13 protein-coding genes and 1 pseudogene are annotated in these 15,149 nt (G+C 60.8%); 12 read left to right on the forward strand and 2 right to left on the reverse strand.

The window, feature by feature from the left end; all coding sequences use genetic code 11:
* Positions 1-166 precede the first annotated feature (166 nt).
* Complete coding sequence (locus EDF61_RS02665; protein ID WP_133833176.1) at positions 167-760, reverse strand: TetR/AcrR family transcriptional regulator; 594 nt, start codon at positions 758-760, stop codon at positions 167-169.
* Positions 761-907: 147 nt separating this feature from the next.
* On the opposite strand from EDF61_RS02665, the gene EDF61_RS02670 reads away from it, so the two are divergent.
* From EDF61_RS02670 to EDF61_RS02690, 5 genes are all read left to right on the forward strand, one after another.
* Positions 908-2,368: an MDR family MFS transporter gene (locus EDF61_RS02670; RefSeq protein WP_133833177.1), complete on the forward strand. Its 1,461-nt coding sequence runs from the start codon at positions 908-910 to the stop codon at positions 2,366-2,368.
* A 790-nt stretch (positions 2,369-3,158) separates the two neighbouring features.
* Positions 3,159-4,298 (forward strand): hypothetical protein, encoded by a 1,140-nt coding sequence (locus EDF61_RS02675; RefSeq protein WP_166650679.1) that lies wholly within the window; start codon positions 3,159-3,161, stop codon positions 4,296-4,298.
* 13 nt (positions 4,299-4,311) lie between these two features.
* On the forward strand, positions 4,312-4,851 hold the full coding sequence (locus EDF61_RS02680) for a hypothetical protein (protein ID WP_133833179.1): 540 nt from the start codon (positions 4,312-4,314) through the stop codon (positions 4,849-4,851).
* A gap of 116 nt (positions 4,852-4,967) precedes the next feature.
* Positions 4,968-5,276 (forward strand): type II toxin-antitoxin system Phd/YefM family antitoxin, encoded by a 309-nt coding sequence (locus EDF61_RS02685; protein WP_133833180.1) that lies wholly within the window; start codon positions 4,968-4,970, stop codon positions 5,274-5,276.
* Positions 5,273-5,839 carry a type II toxin-antitoxin system RelE family toxin gene (locus tag EDF61_RS02690; protein WP_208294216.1) on the forward strand — a complete coding sequence of 189 codons (567 nt, stop codon included), beginning with the start codon at positions 5,273-5,275 and terminating at the stop codon, positions 5,837-5,839. Before EDF61_RS02685 ends, EDF61_RS02690 begins: the two co-directional genes overlap by 4 nt.
* A 160-nt stretch (positions 5,840-5,999) precedes the next feature.
* Here the strand turns inward: EDF61_RS02690 and EDF61_RS02695 are convergent.
* Positions 6,000-6,202: pseudogene (locus tag EDF61_RS02695) on the reverse strand (transposase); the annotation flags it as partial.
* 460 nt (positions 6,203-6,662) lie between these two features.
* On the opposite strand from EDF61_RS02695, the gene EDF61_RS02700 reads away from it, so the two are divergent.
* From EDF61_RS02700 to EDF61_RS02725, 7 genes are all read left to right on the forward strand, one after another.
* Positions 6,663-8,348, forward strand: coding sequence for a formate--tetrahydrofolate ligase (locus EDF61_RS02700; RefSeq protein ID WP_133833181.1), 1,686 nt, complete (start codon positions 6,663-6,665; stop codon positions 8,346-8,348).
* 165 nt (positions 8,349-8,513) lie between these two features.
* Positions 8,514-8,663 (forward strand): hypothetical protein, encoded by a 150-nt coding sequence (locus tag EDF61_RS18720; RefSeq protein ID WP_166650680.1) that lies wholly within the window; start codon positions 8,514-8,516, stop codon positions 8,661-8,663.
* A gap of 225 nt (positions 8,664-8,888) precedes the next feature.
* Entirely contained in the window at positions 8,889-9,647 is a 759-nt protein-coding gene (locus EDF61_RS02705) for a LamB/YcsF family protein (RefSeq protein WP_133833182.1), read from the forward strand.
* Positions 9,644-11,248 (forward strand): 5-oxoprolinase subunit B/C family protein, encoded by a 1,605-nt coding sequence (locus EDF61_RS02710; protein WP_133833183.1) that lies wholly within the window; start codon positions 9,644-9,646, stop codon positions 11,246-11,248. Before EDF61_RS02705 ends, EDF61_RS02710 begins: the two co-directional genes overlap by 4 nt.
* A gap of 9 nt (positions 11,249-11,257) precedes the next feature.
* Positions 11,258-12,997, forward strand: a complete 1,740-nt coding sequence (locus EDF61_RS02715; protein ID WP_133833184.1) for an acetyl/propionyl/methylcrotonyl-CoA carboxylase subunit alpha — start codon at positions 11,258-11,260, stop codon at positions 12,995-12,997.
* Between the two features lie 52 nt (positions 12,998-13,049).
* Entirely contained in the window at positions 13,050-13,724 is a 675-nt protein-coding gene (locus EDF61_RS02720; protein ID WP_133833185.1) for a GntR family transcriptional regulator, read from the forward strand.
* Between the two features lie 395 nt (positions 13,725-14,119).
* The gene (locus EDF61_RS02725) at positions 14,120-15,115 is read left to right on the forward strand and encodes an adenosine deaminase (RefSeq protein WP_133833186.1); all 996 of its coding nucleotides are present in this window, start codon (positions 14,120-14,122) and stop codon (positions 15,113-15,115) included.
* The last annotated feature ends 34 nt before the right edge of the window (positions 15,116-15,149 follow it).

Below are 15,149 nucleotides of genomic sequence, written 5' to 3' on the forward strand. Positions count from 1 at the left end.
CTGAACTCAACGTTCCAAATCTACCTGATTTTGCTCTGCACCACACTTTGCGGCAGCGGGAAATACGCGCGGCAACGCCGTTTCTTCACCGAAATGCCGGGCTGGACAGCCTGCAAGCAGTTCGTCACATTTAAGTTAATCAGCGATAACTCAACAGAGTTATTCGCTATTCGGCTCTTCCGCCGGCCAGCGCTTCGAGATTCGCCATGGCCTCATCGAAGAGTTCGACGGGACCTGCAGGCTCCCCGGCGCGTTCCGCCTGGCCGAAGCTCTGCCAGGCCACGCGCCAGAGGACGGCCAAGGCTTCGCCAATCATCAAGGCGGGCATGGCCGGCACCAGCCCGCGGCGGCGCAGCTCCTGCGAGGTGGCAGCGCAGAAGGCTTGATCTTGCCGGGTGATGGCCAATAGCAGCTTCGGCTCCGTGGCTATCAACCGGGAAATGCGGCGGTATTCATTGCCGCGGATCTCGGCAACAAGGATCCGGCGGCATTCGTTGGCCAGCAGCCGGAAAATCTGCGCGCTCGTGGATCCGTCTGCGATGGGGCATTCGGTCACGGCCTGGATCAATTCATGCTGCGCCGGCACCATGGCCGCTTCCCTGGATTCGCAGTAGCGGAAGAAGGTCCGCTCAGAGATGCCGGCCCGGGCAGCGATCTGCCCCACGGTCACCGATTCCAGACCATGGAGTTCCACCAGGTCCAGGGTTGCCGCCCGGATGGACTGGATCGTTGCCTCTTTGCGTTCCTCGCGAATCCCCATGGCGCTCTCCGATGCTCCGGACTGCCTGTGCTGCGCAGGCGTCGTCCACCAAAATTGTTTCCTGTCACAGTCTGACAGATTCGCTTACGAAAAAGTGGCAGAGTGTGACAGTATTTAGCGGTTAACACTCCACAGGAAGAAGACTTCGTGACTACAAATCCCCCTAGAACCAGCGCCAAGCCAAGCGCGGCGCCCACCGGGCAACTCTCCGCCAAAACCCTGACGGGTATCATCGCCTCGCTGGCCCTGGCCGCTTTCATGATGATCCTGAACGAAACCGTGCTCACGGTAGCGCTGCCCGGCATCATGCAGGACATGGGCATTTCGGCGTCCACCGGCCAGTGGCTCACCACCGGATTCCTGCTGACCCTGTCGGTCGTCATCCCCACCACCGGCTTCCTGCTGCAGCGCTTCGCGCACCGGTCGCTGTTCTTCTTCGCCATCATCAGCTTCATCCTCGGCACCGTCATCGCGGTGCTGGCGCCGAGCTTCGGCTTCTTGCTGCTGGCACGCGTTATCCAGGCCGTCGGCACGGCCATCGTCCTGCCCTTGCTGATGACCACCACCTTGACGCTGGTGCCCGTCCACCAGCGCGGCACCATCATGGGCCTGAACTCGATCGTCATCGGCGTCGGCCCGGCTATCGGGCCTACCGCTTCGGGGGCCATCGTGCACGCATTGGGCTGGCACTACATCTTCATCCTGATGCTGCCAATCGCCGTGGCGGTCCTGGTACTGGGCGCCATCTTCTTCAAGATCCCTTCCAGCGCACGCAAGATCAAGGTGGATTCCGCTTCGGTGCTCCTGTCCGCCTTGGCCTTCGGGTTCCTGGTGTACGGCATTTCCAGCATCGAACATGCCGCGGATAACGCCACGATGACCATCGCCAGCTTCGCCATCGGCCTGGTAGCCCTGGCCCTGTTCATCATCCGCCAGGTCAAGCTGGCCGCCAGCGGCCGCGAACTGCTGAACCTGACCCCGTTTGCCTCGCGCAGCTTCAGCTTCGCGATCGCGATGATCATGATTGCCTTCGGCACCCTGCTCGGTTCGCTGATGATCGTGCCGATCCTGCTGGAATCCGGGCAGGGCGTCGACTCGCTGCAGATCGGCATCATGCTGCTTCCCGGCGGACTGGCACAGGCCATCGCCTCGCCGATTTTCGGGCGGATCTACGACAAGCGCGGCCCGCGCCCGGTCCTGATCCCCGGCGCCGTGTTCCTGGCCGGCGGTCAGTGGATGTACGCCACCGTGACCGCGCAGACCGAATTGTGGATGTTCATGCTCTGCCACATCATCTTCTCCATCGGACTGGCCCTGCTGATGACCGGTCTGATGTCCTCCGCGATGGCTTCGGTGGATCCGCGCCTGTTCGGCCACGGTTCGGCGATCTTCAATACCGCGCAGCAGCTGGGCGGTGCCATCGGCACCACGGTCTTCGTGACCGTGATGTCGCTGCTGTCAAAGGTCCAGCTGGACGCCGGGTCCGAGCTGGCCGAGGCCTTGTTCTCTGGCGCGCATATCTCGTTCATCGTCGGCGCCGTGCTGGCCACGATCGGGATCGTCTTCGCCTTCATGATCAAGGGCGAGAAGCCGCACGCGAATCACTAACGCACTACCCCCGGCGCAGCACGCCAGGAAGGTCTGAAATCGCGCGGGCGCTGGTATCCAGAAGAGCGGCAGGCAGCACGGATAAGACTGCGATCAGCCCGAGCGGAGGAATTCCTCCGCTCGGGCTTCACTTGTCCTTGGAGGCACCTCGGACTGCAGGCCGCTTCCTTGCCCGTTGGGTTCTGGGCAGTTGCATGGCTACAACGACGTCATAAGTTCCCCAAACGCAAGGCTGGCCAGGAAACCGCCTGGTCCGCGATTCATGTTGGGAAGCACACAGTTGCCTAGGCGCTTCTACTGGGCACCGGAAAGGGAACCCGATACCACATACGTCATAATCTGCTACCGACACTCGACGGCCACATTCTTTGCACACCTGGGTGCATACTGCCACGGACGCCGCCCGATTCCGCGCCGTTCATTAGCGAGCAGCGGCAGGTCATTGATCGTTTTCCAACTCATTTATCCCAATAGCAGCTGAATTCTCACTCAACTGTCGGATCTGCCGAGACCAACTTTCCAGCGAACAGCCCTATTTCCCGGTAGGCAAGTGCACCCTTTAAGCGAAAGCTCTCTCCTTCTCACAAAAAACCCCACTGCATCGGGTTTAAACCATTACTATTTATTATAGCGACTCATACTGGGCTGAGTAGGGACTTTCGGACAATCCCGTGTCCGGAGTGCTGCCCTGGATGCATTTGCATCTGACTTGAATGCAAAGTCGCTGGATATTCCTAGGCATGCCACAACCATGCACCCGGTATTCACCTGGCGCATAGGAAAGAAGAAAATGAATAGCACTTTGTTCCGCCGGACTCGTTCTCGGCTCCTATCGGCGATAGCCATCGCCTGCGCAGTCTCTGTAGCTGCATCGTCAGCCAGCCTCGCGGACCCCTCCGAGCCGAGCCAAGTAACGACACAAGAGCTCCTGTCGGATGCTTTAGCGGCAGCGGGAGAAACTGAAGCCAATTTAGTTGAACCGACGCTGAACTCTGAAGTTCTGGAGTTCGGCACCGGCGAGGGCGCGGTATTCGTCCAAGCAACTGAAGAAGGTAAATCGCTTGCAATTGGCGCAGAGAATGTGGAACGAGAGTTCAGCTTCGGACTACCCATTGAGAGTGCGCCAAGTGATGTGCAAATGCTCGACGATGGCACTGCTGTATTCAGCGATGATGAAATAGATCTTGCACTGCAGACTCATGACGATGGAGCTATACGTGCACAGACAATTATTCACGATGCCGATGCGCCTCATGAGTTCCGGTATGAACTGGGGCTACCGGAAGGGTCATTCGCTGAGATTGCCCAAGATGGCGGAGTAGACGTCTTTCAATCTTTCCCCGATGAAAACGAATCCGTTCTGACCAGTCGATTTGAACCTGCATGGGCAGTTGATGCAAGTGGCGAAACAGTCAGAACTTGGTATGAGCTTCACGATGGTGACTTGGTCCAAAAAGTAGACATTGGGGAAGACCATGAATACCCAGTCGTAGCTGATCCGTTTTGGATCCCAGCAATTATTATCGCTATCAGGGTTACCAGCATCGTAATCAAGGTAGGCTCCAAAACCGTCAAGTACGCTAAGGCTCCCGCTTCACGAGTTGTCAACGCGTTGTCTTCCTTCAAGACCCTTTCTTACAGAACGGGTTCACATACGTTCAAACTTGATAAGAGCGGAATGAAGCATATTCTTCAGCGGCATCATCCAAAATATTGGGATGGTTCTTCTAAGAGTAGCCAAACATTTTTCAATCCGAAGATGTCAATCAGCGATGTACGAAATCTGGTTCATGGCGCCATGAAGCAGAACCAAAGTAAACTGAAAAGCGGTGGAACCAACAAGCGAATACAGCTCGAAGGAACCTATAACAACGTGAAGTACAAGATGGTCATTGACAGAGGCCGAGTTGTCCAATTCTACCCGCGATAAGAATCAAGGTGAGATGAAAGAACAAGCCGTACATAGCGAACCATACATTCTGGTTCCGCACACGGTCACGGATATCGAGGATTTCGTCGCTAATCCCGAAAACTACTTGGTAAGCATGTTTCAGGAACCCGAACGGGCTGCCGAGATGTGGCGGAATCGACTCAAAGAAAATCCCTACGGCAGTGAAGGTTTTCTTTCTCTGTCTTACTACGGGATCGATTTGATCTCGGGTGACCTGTGGGATGAAGTTACAGGAATCTGGTTTGAGCTCCTTGAGCTGGTAGAAGAGTTCATGGAGAAAGGGTCAGCTGAAAGGCTGTTTCCTGGCCAGCCAGTGCCCCTTCGACTGGAAGTGAAAGGACGATCTACACTTTTCACTGTTAATCGCCAAACAAACATTGTTGATCCCGACGACTTTATTCCGGGAATCCTGGATGAAGCTTACCGCTACTACTCATGGGTCGAAGAAAACATTGGAACCGACGAAAGCCAAGCCCTCCAGTCCGTGAATTCGTTGCGTCATCAGTTCCTTGAACGGAAGCATTCAAGCTAACGGATCCTCCGCTCTCTCAAGCTGGGTCGCTACCAAGGGTGGCGACCCAGCTTTTGCTTTAACGAGGCACGGAAGGCAAACTAGAAAATCTAGGTAGAAATCTATATAGTTTTCATATGACTACTTTGAGCATCACCGAAGCATCACGCGCGGGGCTCTCTGCGCTTGTCGCCGCCGCCGAAGAGGGCCGGGATACCCCTTTGTCGCGCCATGGCAAGGTCGTGGCCGAAGTCGTTTCCGCCAAGGAAATCGCTCAGCTGCGTCATGACCGGGACACTCTTCGCGATGCTGCGCTGGTGATGGCACGCTTTGCCACTGATAGCGGCGTGCGCACGACGCTCGACCAAGCGATGGAATTCTTCAATTTGAACCGCGCAGAACTTGAGGCGGAAAATGTCGAAGAAGCCCAGTCTGATAATTCGTGAATCAGCCTCAAGACCGCCTGTGCATCGTCCGGCTAACTGAAGACGCAGTATCTGACCTACATCGTCTTCACAAAAAGGATCCGCAGATCGTGCGATCCGTTTTCAAGAAGATGCTGCTGCTCGAAAAATCTCCTGAGGCTGGCGAGCCCTTGCTCGGTGCGCTAGTCGGTTTCCGCAAGTTAGTCGTTGGCGATCGCGACTGGAGAATCGTATGGCGCATTACCGAAGACGCGTCCGGCCGCCCAATTCTTGATATTTCTGAGGTCTGGGCTGTTGGAGCTCGTTCGGATGGCGAGGTTTACGATGAGCTCACCTCACGGGTCGCACGCATGGGCGATGACCCGAAGATTCAATCGCTCAAAGACGTCATTGTCCAGATGGGACGGCTCTACGAATCCGTTGAAGCTCAACCTGAACCCGCACGGGGATCTGTCTTGCCCGAGTGGATGGAAGCTGCGCTCGTAGAACAACTTCATCTGTCCACACAAGAGATTTCAGGATTGAGCGAACAGCAAGCCCAGCAAAGACTCATGCAGCATTGGTCCCGCAGCGCTGACAGCTAAACCTTCCGCCGGCACCGCCGAGCTCAGCGGCAACCGCACGGATCCGAACGTCTGAAGATTTCCGGTGATGCTCTCCCATCGGCAATGAATTATCGTTGCCCGCACTACTCGAATTCCAGGCTGCCTCGTCGCAAACCCGCACTGTTCACTATGTTGTATCAACATTCGCGGTGATGAACTTGCGCAGCGATGCCGACGAAGCATCAGGGATAATTGCCAGTCAGGCTCGGCCCCACCCATCATCTGAAATCTCAATAGCACCCGCCACCAGAGTCTTTCCGGACGCACCACGTCCTGTACGACCGGGGCGGGGGCCCCGAAAAGGCTCTCGTCTACTTCGACTCGTCCGGAGAGCAACGTGCTCTAATAGTTCATGGCAGCTCAGTCGTAAGGTTTTCAGTTGATCCTCGAATCACGTTATCGCTTCACCACTCTTCACTGCATCATTCCGCTTGGATCCGACAATCCGGAAACACTATGTCCGGGAACGTGAGCGCGGCAAACGTCCTAACCAAGCGCTCATCGTGTTGACCATCCGACGCCTATCAAGATTGCTTGCAATGACGCCTCACAGCTGGTTCTGTGCCGTTTCGGAGCTGAGAATCGCTGGCTTCAATAGAGGGGCACCTTCTCCGTGAAATGTGGAACAGGTATTGTTACCACTTCGCCAGGCCCGGCTCGGGTAGACACCGATCCATGTTCTGCCCGGTGCAGCCTTCTCGCCTCGCCTGCAAGGTGATAGCTTGAAGGCCAATCAGGGAAAACCAGGAGCCTTGGTCTTCCTCATCCCCGGGTCACCGGGCAGCCAGATAGGGGAGGCAACATGGCAGCAGTGCCGGAAACCGATATGAGCGATCTGGCCATTGCCTCGCGGGCAGTGCTCAGGCCGATCTCCCAGATTGCCGAAGCGGCCGGAATCCCGGAAGACGCGCTAGAGCCCTACGGCAAGTACAAGGCCAAAATTGATCCTGCCCTGCTGCCGGCCAACGGAAGCCGACCCGGAAAAGTCGTCCTGGTCAGCGGCATGTCCCCGACACCGGCAGGGGAAGGCAAATCCACCATGGTGGTGGGCCTGGGCGACGCGCTGGCGGCCACCGGGACCAAGACCATGATCGCGTTGCGCGAGCCCTCAGTCGGCCCGAGCTTCGGGATGAAGGGCGGAGCCACCGGTGGAGGCCAATCCCAGGTGCTGCCCATGGACGAGATCAATCTGCATTTCACCGGGGATTTCCACGCCATCACCAGTGCGAACAACCTGCTCATGGCCATGCTCGACAACCACCTGCAGCAGGGCAACGAGCTGGGCATCGACCCGCGATCCATCACCTTCAAGCGGGTGCTGGACATGAACGACCGCGCATTGCGCCACGTGGTGATCGGCCTTGGCGGTTCCTCCAACGGGGTCCCCCGCGAAACGGGTTTCGAAATCACTGCCGCATCCGAAGTCATGGCAGTGTTCTGCCTGGCCACCGGGCTGGCGGACCTGCGCGCCCGGCTGGGCAAGATCACCTTCGGATACACCTACGCCAAAGCCCCGGTCACGGTCGATGACCTCGGAGCGGCGGGCGCGATGGCGCTGCTGCTCAAGGAAGCCATCAAGCCCAACCTGGTGCAGAGCATCGGGGGCACTCCCGCGCTCATCCACGGCGGGCCCTTTGCCAACATCGCCCACGGCTGCAACTCGGCCATCGCCACCAACACCGCCCGCGCACTGGCCGACGTGGTGGTGACCGAAGCCGGCTTCGGCACCGATCTGGGCGCCGAGAAATTCATGGACATCAAGGCCCGCTACGCCGGGTGCCCGCCGGACACGGTGGTCATTGTCGCCACCGTCCGCGCACTGAAGATGCATGGTTCGGTGCCCAAGGATGAGCTGGGGGAAGAAAACGTCGAGGCCGTGCGGGCCGGGCTGCCGAACCTGGAACGCCACGCCTCGATCGTCTCGAAGTTCGGCATCCAGCCGATGATCGGCATCAACCGCTTCACTACGGATACCGATGCCGAGCTGGAAGCGGTCACCGGCTGGGCAAAACAGCAGGGCATTGCCTGCGCCATCGCCGATGTCTGGGGCCAGGGCGGCTCCGGAGCAGGCGAGCTGGCCGACATGGTACTGCGGACCATCGGGGAACCGGGCAATTTTGCCCCGCTGTACGAGCTGCAGCAGCCGGTCGAGGACAAGATCCTGGCCCTGGTGCGGGGCGTCTACGGGGGCGAAGGCGTCGAGTACTCCCCCAAGGCCCGGCGGATGCTCCAGCAGATCCACGACAACGGCTGGTCGCATCTGCCGGTCTGCATCGCCAAAACCCAGTACTCCTTCTCCGATGACCCCCAGCTGCTAGGCGCCGCCAGCGGCTTCACCGTGCAGGTCCGCGAGCTGATCCCCAAGACCGGTGCCGGATTCATCGTGGCCATCACCGGGGCGCTCACCACGATGCCGGGACTTCCGCGGGTGCCAGCGGCCCTGCACATGGATGTCGACGAGCACGGCAACGCCATCGGACTGTCCTAGCGGCCAGGCAAGGCCGCGGGGATCGCCAGCGTGCCGGGATTCCACGGCGGGCGAACATGGTAATTCCCTGATCGCACCGCTTTTCGCCACGATTCACGGCTAGGCTATGTGAACCAGCACCCGATAGCTGGCAACCAAGCAAGGCACGGATGAAGGGAAATAACCATGGGAACCGAAAACCACGACGAAACCACAGGTCCAGCTCAGACTCCGGACCCAGAGGGCGAGAACACTACTGTCCCTGATCCGGATGCGGCCCAGAACGCGCCTATTCCGTTCGGGCATGAAGATTCCGACGGCGAAGAAGGCCAGTAGCCGCACCGCCAGCCACAAGACCTGCCCGAGGCCAGGATTCCGCAAGGATTCCTGGCCTCGGGCTTTAGTATTCCACGTGCAAAACGCCTGATCAGATGACAGATGGGAACACCGCTCCAGCAGAATTCCGGGAAGCGATGCTCAAAAACCCTGCCAAGATTGTTGAACAATTACCGAAAGTGGGGCATTCTTTTACCAAGAGGTTTTCACGAGACGGGGATCACAATGCCATACATAGACCTGAATTCAGACGTAGGCGAGTCGTTCGGCAACTGGACGATGGGCGACGACGCCGCCATCTTCACCTCCGTGTCTTCGGCCAATGTAGCTTGCGGGTTCCACGCTGGAGACCCCAGCACCATCGCCCAGACCTGCCGCGATGCGGTCAGCGCCAACGTCACCATCGGAGCCCATGTGGGCTACCGCGACCTGGCCGGTTTCGGCCGCCGCTTCCTGGACTGCTCGGCCACCGAATTGGCCGATGACATCCTCTACCAGCTTGGAGCCCTGCAAGCCCTGGCACGCGCCGCAGGCAGCGAAATCAAGTACGTCAAGCCGCACGGCGCCCTGTACAACACCATCGTGCACCACCAGGTGCATGCCCAGGCCGTCATCGATGCCATCAAGGCCTTCGGCACCGACCTGCCGGTCCTGCTGCTGCCAGGTTCTCTCGCCCTGCAAAAGGCCGAAGCCGCTGGCCTGCGCGGCGTCGCAGAAGCCTTCGCCGACCGCAACTACACCCCCGAGGGCACCTTGGTCTCCCGCCGCGAATCCAACGCCGTATTGCACGACCCCGCGCAGGTCACCGCGAACATGGTCCGCCTGGCCACCGAAGGCACCATTGTTGCCGTGGACGGCAGCACCATCAAGATGGAAGCCGAGAGCATCTGCCTGCACGGCGATACTGCCGGTGCAGTGGCCATGGCCAGCGCCGTGCGCGCAGGACTGGAACATGCCGGCGTGCAGATCCGGAGCTTCGCGTGAGCATCCGCGCCATTCACCGGGCAGGCTCCCATGACCTGCTCATCGACCTGGACTCGCTCGATGCTGTCTTGGCGCTCAACGCCGCCTTGGAAACCTCTCCCCTGTCCGGACAGCGCGACCTCTTGGCCGCCGCGCAAACGGTTCTGCTGAAATTCGATTCCGCGCAGAGCGCCGAACGGGCCATGGCAGCACTGCCAGAACTTGAAGTAGCCTCTGCACTCCACGCTGCGGGCAAGCTGGTTGAAGTACCAGTGAATTACGATGGCGAAGACCTCGCCGCCGTGGCCGAGCTGACCGGGCTGAGCACCGAGGCTGTGATCAATGCGCACACCAGCCAGAGGTGGCGTGCAGTATTTGGCGGATTCGCTCCCGGCTTCGCCTATCTGCTCGGCGAAAACCAGGACTTGCATGTCCCGCGCAGAGACTCCCCGCGCACCAAGGTGCCCGCCGGAGCGGTGGCGCTCGCCGGTGAGTACTCGGCCGTCTATCCGCGCCAATCCCCCGGAGGCTGGCAGCTGATTGGGCATACCGATCTGCAAATGTGGGATTTGCAGCGCGAAAATCCTGCATTGATCCGGCCGCAGGATACCGTGCAGTTCGTCCGGGCCACCCGGAAAATATCGGTGAGCCAAGCACCCGCCGCACAAGACGAAGCATCAGAGCAGGCACTTGCCGGTGGCCTGAAAATCATCGACGCCGGACTGCAGTCCCTGCTCCAGGATGCCGGACGCATCGGCTACGGCAACCTCGGAGTTGGCGTCGCAGGAGCCGCAGACCCGGCCGCCTTCCACCAGGCCAACCGCCTGGTGGGCAACCAACCAGGCCAGGCCGTGATCGAGAACCTCGGCAGCCGCATCACCGTTGAAGCCGAGCAAGACCAGGTGCTGGCGCTTACCGGCGCCGAAGCAGAACTCTGGATCACCCCGGCCGAAGACGACCAGGTCCGCACCCCGCGCCAGGCCGCGGCCAATGCACCGTTCGCGCTGCTGCACGGCGAGCGCCTGGAGGTTGAACCCGCCGGCCGCGGGCTGCGCAGCTACCTTGCGGTGCGCGGCACCATCGAGCAGGAACCGGTCCTCGGCTCACTGTCCACCGACACCCTCTCCGGCGTCGGTCCCCAGCCTCTGCAAGCCGGCGGCATGCTGCCGGTGAACCGCCCGCAGCTGGGCCACATCGTTGGCAACAGCGAACCGAGCACCCTGCCGGTCCCAGACGATAACGGCGTGTACACGCTGCGCGCCATGCCCGGTCCGCGTGCCGATTGGTTTGGCCAGGCGGGCCTGGACCAGCTCGCCGCCCAGATTTGGGATGTCACCAGCGAATCCAACCGCGTGGGTGTACGCCTGGATACCGGGCAGCAGCCGCTGCAGCGCGTCCGCTCCGGGGAACTGGCCAGTGAAGGCGTAGCCCGCGGATCCTTGCAGGTGCCGCCCTCCGGCCTGCCGGTGCTGTTCCTCGCAGATCATCCGGTCACCGGCGGCTATCCGGTGATCGCCACCGTCATTGCCGAAGACCTCAGCGCAGCCGCGCAGCTTCCGCCCGGAAGCAGAATTCGATTCGAACTCCATCCCGCTGCCGGCCACGCGGCATCAGACGCCTAAGGAATTGCCATGAAAAAAGTTCTCATCGCCAACCGAGGCGAAATCGCGGTCCGCATTGCCCGGGCGGCCACCGACGCAAATATTTCGTCGGTAGCCATCTACTCGGACCCGGATGCCGACGCCCTGCACGTGCGCCGCGCAGATGAAGCGTACCCGCTGCACGGTTCCACCGGCACGGACACCTACCTGGATATCGACAAGATCATCGAGATTGCCAAGCGCTGCGGCGCCGATGCGGTGCACCCCGGCTACGGTTTCCTCTCGGAGAACGCGAACTTCGGCACCGCCGTCATCGAAGCCGGCATGAGCTGGATTGGTCCGCCTCCCGCGGCCATCGAAGCATTGGGCAACAAGGTCACGGCCCGGCAGATCGCGGTGCGCGCAGGTGCGCCGCTGGCCCCGGGCACCGACGGCCCGGCAGCGGACGCCGGCGAGGTGCGGGCCTTCGCCGAGGAGTACGGCGTGCCGGTCGCCATCAAGGCGGCCTTCGGCGGCGGTGGCCGCGGCATCAAGATCGCCTACTCGCTCGATGAGATCTCCGATGCTTTCGAGTCCGCCACCCGCGAAGCCACCGTGGCCTTTGGCCGTGGCGAATGCTTCGTGGAACGTTTCCTGGCCAAGCCGCGCCACGTCGAGGCCCAGGTGCTGGCCGATACCCACGGCAATGTGGTGGTCGTCGGCACCCGCGACTGCTCCTTGCAGCGCCGCCACCAGAAGCTGGTGGAAGAGGCGCCTGCCCCGTTCTTGACCGATGAGCAGCGGACCCGGATCCACGAGTCCGCGAAGGCGATCTGCAAGGAAGCCGGATATGTCGGGGCCGGCACCGTGGAATACCTGGTGGCCCAGGACGGTCTGATCTCCTTCTTGGAAGTCAATACCCGTTTGCAGGTGGAGCACCCGATCACCGAGGAGACTTCCGGCGTTGATCTGGTGGCCGAGCAGTTCCGCATTGCCGATGGCCTGCCGTTGTCCATTACCGAGGACCCGCAGCCTACCGGCCATGCCATCGAATTCCGCATCAATGCCGAGGACCCGGCTCGCGGCTTCCTGCCTGCGCCCGGCACCGTGGAGCGGTTCGAAGCGCCAACCGGCGCCGGCGTGCGCGTGGACTCAGGGGTCCGCAGCGGCTCGGTCATTCCGCCGTTCTACGACTCGATGATCGCCAAGCTGATTGTGCGCGGTGCCGACCGGAACCAGGCGTTGCGCCGTGCCCGCCTGGCGCTGGAAGAAATCAGCATTGCCGGTGTACCCACGGTCCTGCCATTCCACCGCGCCGTCATCGAGCACGAAGCGTTCAACGGCGAATCCCTGGGCGTCTACACCACATGGATCGAGGACGAGTTCCTCAACGAGGTGGAGGCCAGCGACGAGATGGATCTGGACCAGCGCGATACCAGCCGTGAAACCATCACCATAGAGCTCGATGGCAAGGCCGTCCAGCTGGGTCTTCCCGCTGCACTGACCAACGCGTTGCGCAATACCCCCGGAGCCGGCACCGCCGCCGCCACCCAGGATGATGCTGCCGGCCAGGTCGATGCCGCCGCGGTACGCAGCACCATGGACGGGAACCTCGTCCGCTTCGCCGCGGAAGATGGCAGTGCAGTCGCCGAAGGGCAGAGCATTGCCATCGTCGAGGCGATGAAGATGGAATCCACCATCACCGCGCACCGTGATGGCATCTTCCGCGCAGCGGACTTGAGCGCAGGGTCAGCCGTACGCCGCGGCGACACCTTGGGCACCATCGGCTAGCGTCCAGGCCATGGAGTCCGTACCCGCAAGCCAGTTGGGATAAATTGGAAGCATGAAAGCCACCAGCAGCACCTCGCATCCGGCCAAGGCCCCACACGCGCACAGCGGGCTCTGGGCTGCCAATGAGCTGCGCCGCCGCATTGCCGAAGGCGAGCTATTGCCCGGTGACAAGCTTTCCGAGCAGGCCCTGGCTGAATCGTTGGGGCTCTCGCGCAATACCTTGCGCGAGAGCTTCACCTTGCTCAATAGCGAGCTGATCATCACCCGGATCCCCAACCGGGGTGTTTTCGTGGCTTCTCCGGATGCGGATGATGTGCGGGAAATCTATGCGGTGCGCCGTACCGTCGAGCCGGCATGCCTGGCGTGGGGCCAAGACATCGACCTGGACCGGTTGGGCAAGATCATCGAAGAGGCTCGCACAGGTCTGGCTGCCGGCGACGTGCCGCGGATGGCCAATGCCAATCAGGCCTTCCACAAGCAGCTGGTCGCCTCCTCCGACAGCGAACTGCTCCAGGAGCTGATGAGCCGCGTGCTGGCCCGCATGCGCCTGGTCTTCCACGCCATGAGCGACGCCCCGGATTTCCATTCGCACTATGTAGAGCGCAATGCGAATCTGTTGGCCATGCTCCGCGCCGGAAAGCGCCTGGAAGCCGCCCAGACCCTGCGCGGCTATCTCGACACCGCTGAAGCTGAGTTGCTCAGCCACATCGCCCAACGCCCGGAGTAGGCATGGAGCAGGGCCTTGGCCCATTCCGCTTGCGATTTCCATCTCATCCGCGCCGTGCATTCCTCACTGCTCTGCGGCAAATGCCAGCCTCCAGCGCTTGCCTCATCGGGTTGTGCACCCTCGTTTTCCACGGATGCCGCAGAGGCCAAATCCGGGCTTGCCCCGCGGAATTTCCACTGCGATCACCGGTTTTTCCGGATCCTTGATGCTATCGCCGCCGCCTGCCTGCCGGTGCGGACAGCCGCAAGCCCAGCGCCCTGCGGGTTTCCTCGACGCACGGACAAGCCAAGCAAGCACATAGATAGCCAACGTATGGTTTAACGAAACCATTGCACGCCACCGCCGTTTCATCACGGCCTAGGCCCTCGTCCCCTGCTTGGAAGGTCGCACCACCCGTGAAATTGCCTGTAGCCGAATTGCACATCCACCTTGAGGGAACGCTGGAGCCAGAAATGATCATGGCGCTGGCGGCAAAAAACGGTGCTGAGCTGCCCTATGCCTCCGTTGACCAGTTGCGTGCCAAGTACCAGTTCAGCAATCTGCAGTCCTTCCTCGACCTGTTCTATGCGAATATGGCGGTCTTGCGCACCGCTGGAGACTTCCACGAAATCACCGTGGCCTACCTGCAGCGCGCCCATGACTCCGGCGTGCGCCATGTGGAATTGTTCTTCGATCCGCAGGCTCACATCCAGCGCGGACTGGGCCTAGGCGAGGTCATCGCCGGCATCCGTTCCGGCCTGGCCGAGGGCGCAGAACGCTGGGGGATCTCCCACAAGCTCATCGCGTGCTTCTGGCGCCATGCCCCAGCGGAAGAAGCGATGGACTTGATGAAGGTGCTGGTCGCCGAGAAGCACGATATCGATGGCATCGGCCTGGATTCCTCGGAGGTGGGTTTCCCGCCCGAGCTGTTCCAGGAAGTCTTTGCCTATGCCCGCGCCCACGGCCTGCACGTCGTTGCCCATGCGGGCGAGGAAGGCCCTGCTGACTACATTTGGCAGGCGCTGGACTTGCTGGAGGTTGAGCGCGTGGACCACGGCATCCGTTGCCTGGACGACCCGACGCTGGTTCAGCGCTTGGTCGACGAGCAGATGCCTTTGACTGTCTGCCCGCTATCCAACATCCGCTTGCGTGCGGTGGACACCATGGCCGATCATCCGTTGCCGCAGATGCTCGAAAAGGGCTTGAAGGTTTCGGTGCATTCTGATGATCCTGCCTATTTCGGCGGATACATGGATGCCAATTTTGCCTCGCTCATGGCAAGCTTCAACTTCAGCACCGGGCAGCTGGCTACGCTGGCAAGGAATTCCTTTGAATCCGCATTCCTGGATGAAGAATCCAAGCAGGTACTGCTTGCCGAAGTCCAGGCCTGGGTTCAGCGGCAAAGCCTTTAGACATGGGAACGCGGCGGCCTCTTGGGGGAAGGCC

This window comes from Arthrobacter sp. JUb115 (assembly GCF_004365035.1).
Classification (GTDB): Bacteria; Actinomycetota; Actinomycetes; order Actinomycetales; family Micrococcaceae; genus Glutamicibacter.

Coding starts and splice junctions, on each gene's coding strand:
- EDF61_RS02665 (WP_133833176.1), bottom strand. CDS start 760: ATGGGGATTCGCGAGGAACGCAAAGAGGCAACGATCCAGTCCATCCGG.
- EDF61_RS02675 (WP_166650679.1), top strand. CDS start 3,159: ATGAATAGCACTTTGTTCCGCCGGACTCGTTCTCGGCTCCTATCGGCG.
- EDF61_RS02680 (WP_133833179.1), top strand. CDS start 4,312: ATGAAAGAACAAGCCGTACATAGCGAACCATACATTCTGGTTCCGCAC.
- EDF61_RS02685 (WP_133833180.1), top strand. CDS start 4,968: ATGACTACTTTGAGCATCACCGAAGCATCACGCGCGGGGCTCTCTGCG.
- EDF61_RS02700 (WP_133833181.1), top strand. CDS start 6,663: ATGGCAGCAGTGCCGGAAACCGATATGAGCGATCTGGCCATTGCCTCG.
- EDF61_RS18720 (WP_166650680.1), top strand. CDS start 8,514: ATGGGAACCGAAAACCACGACGAAACCACAGGTCCAGCTCAGACTCCG.
- EDF61_RS02705 (WP_133833182.1), top strand. CDS start 8,889: ATGCCATACATAGACCTGAATTCAGACGTAGGCGAGTCGTTCGGCAAC.
- EDF61_RS02715 (WP_133833184.1), top strand. CDS start 11,258: ATGAAAAAAGTTCTCATCGCCAACCGAGGCGAAATCGCGGTCCGCATT.
- EDF61_RS02720 (WP_133833185.1), top strand. CDS start 13,050: ATGAAAGCCACCAGCAGCACCTCGCATCCGGCCAAGGCCCCACACGCG.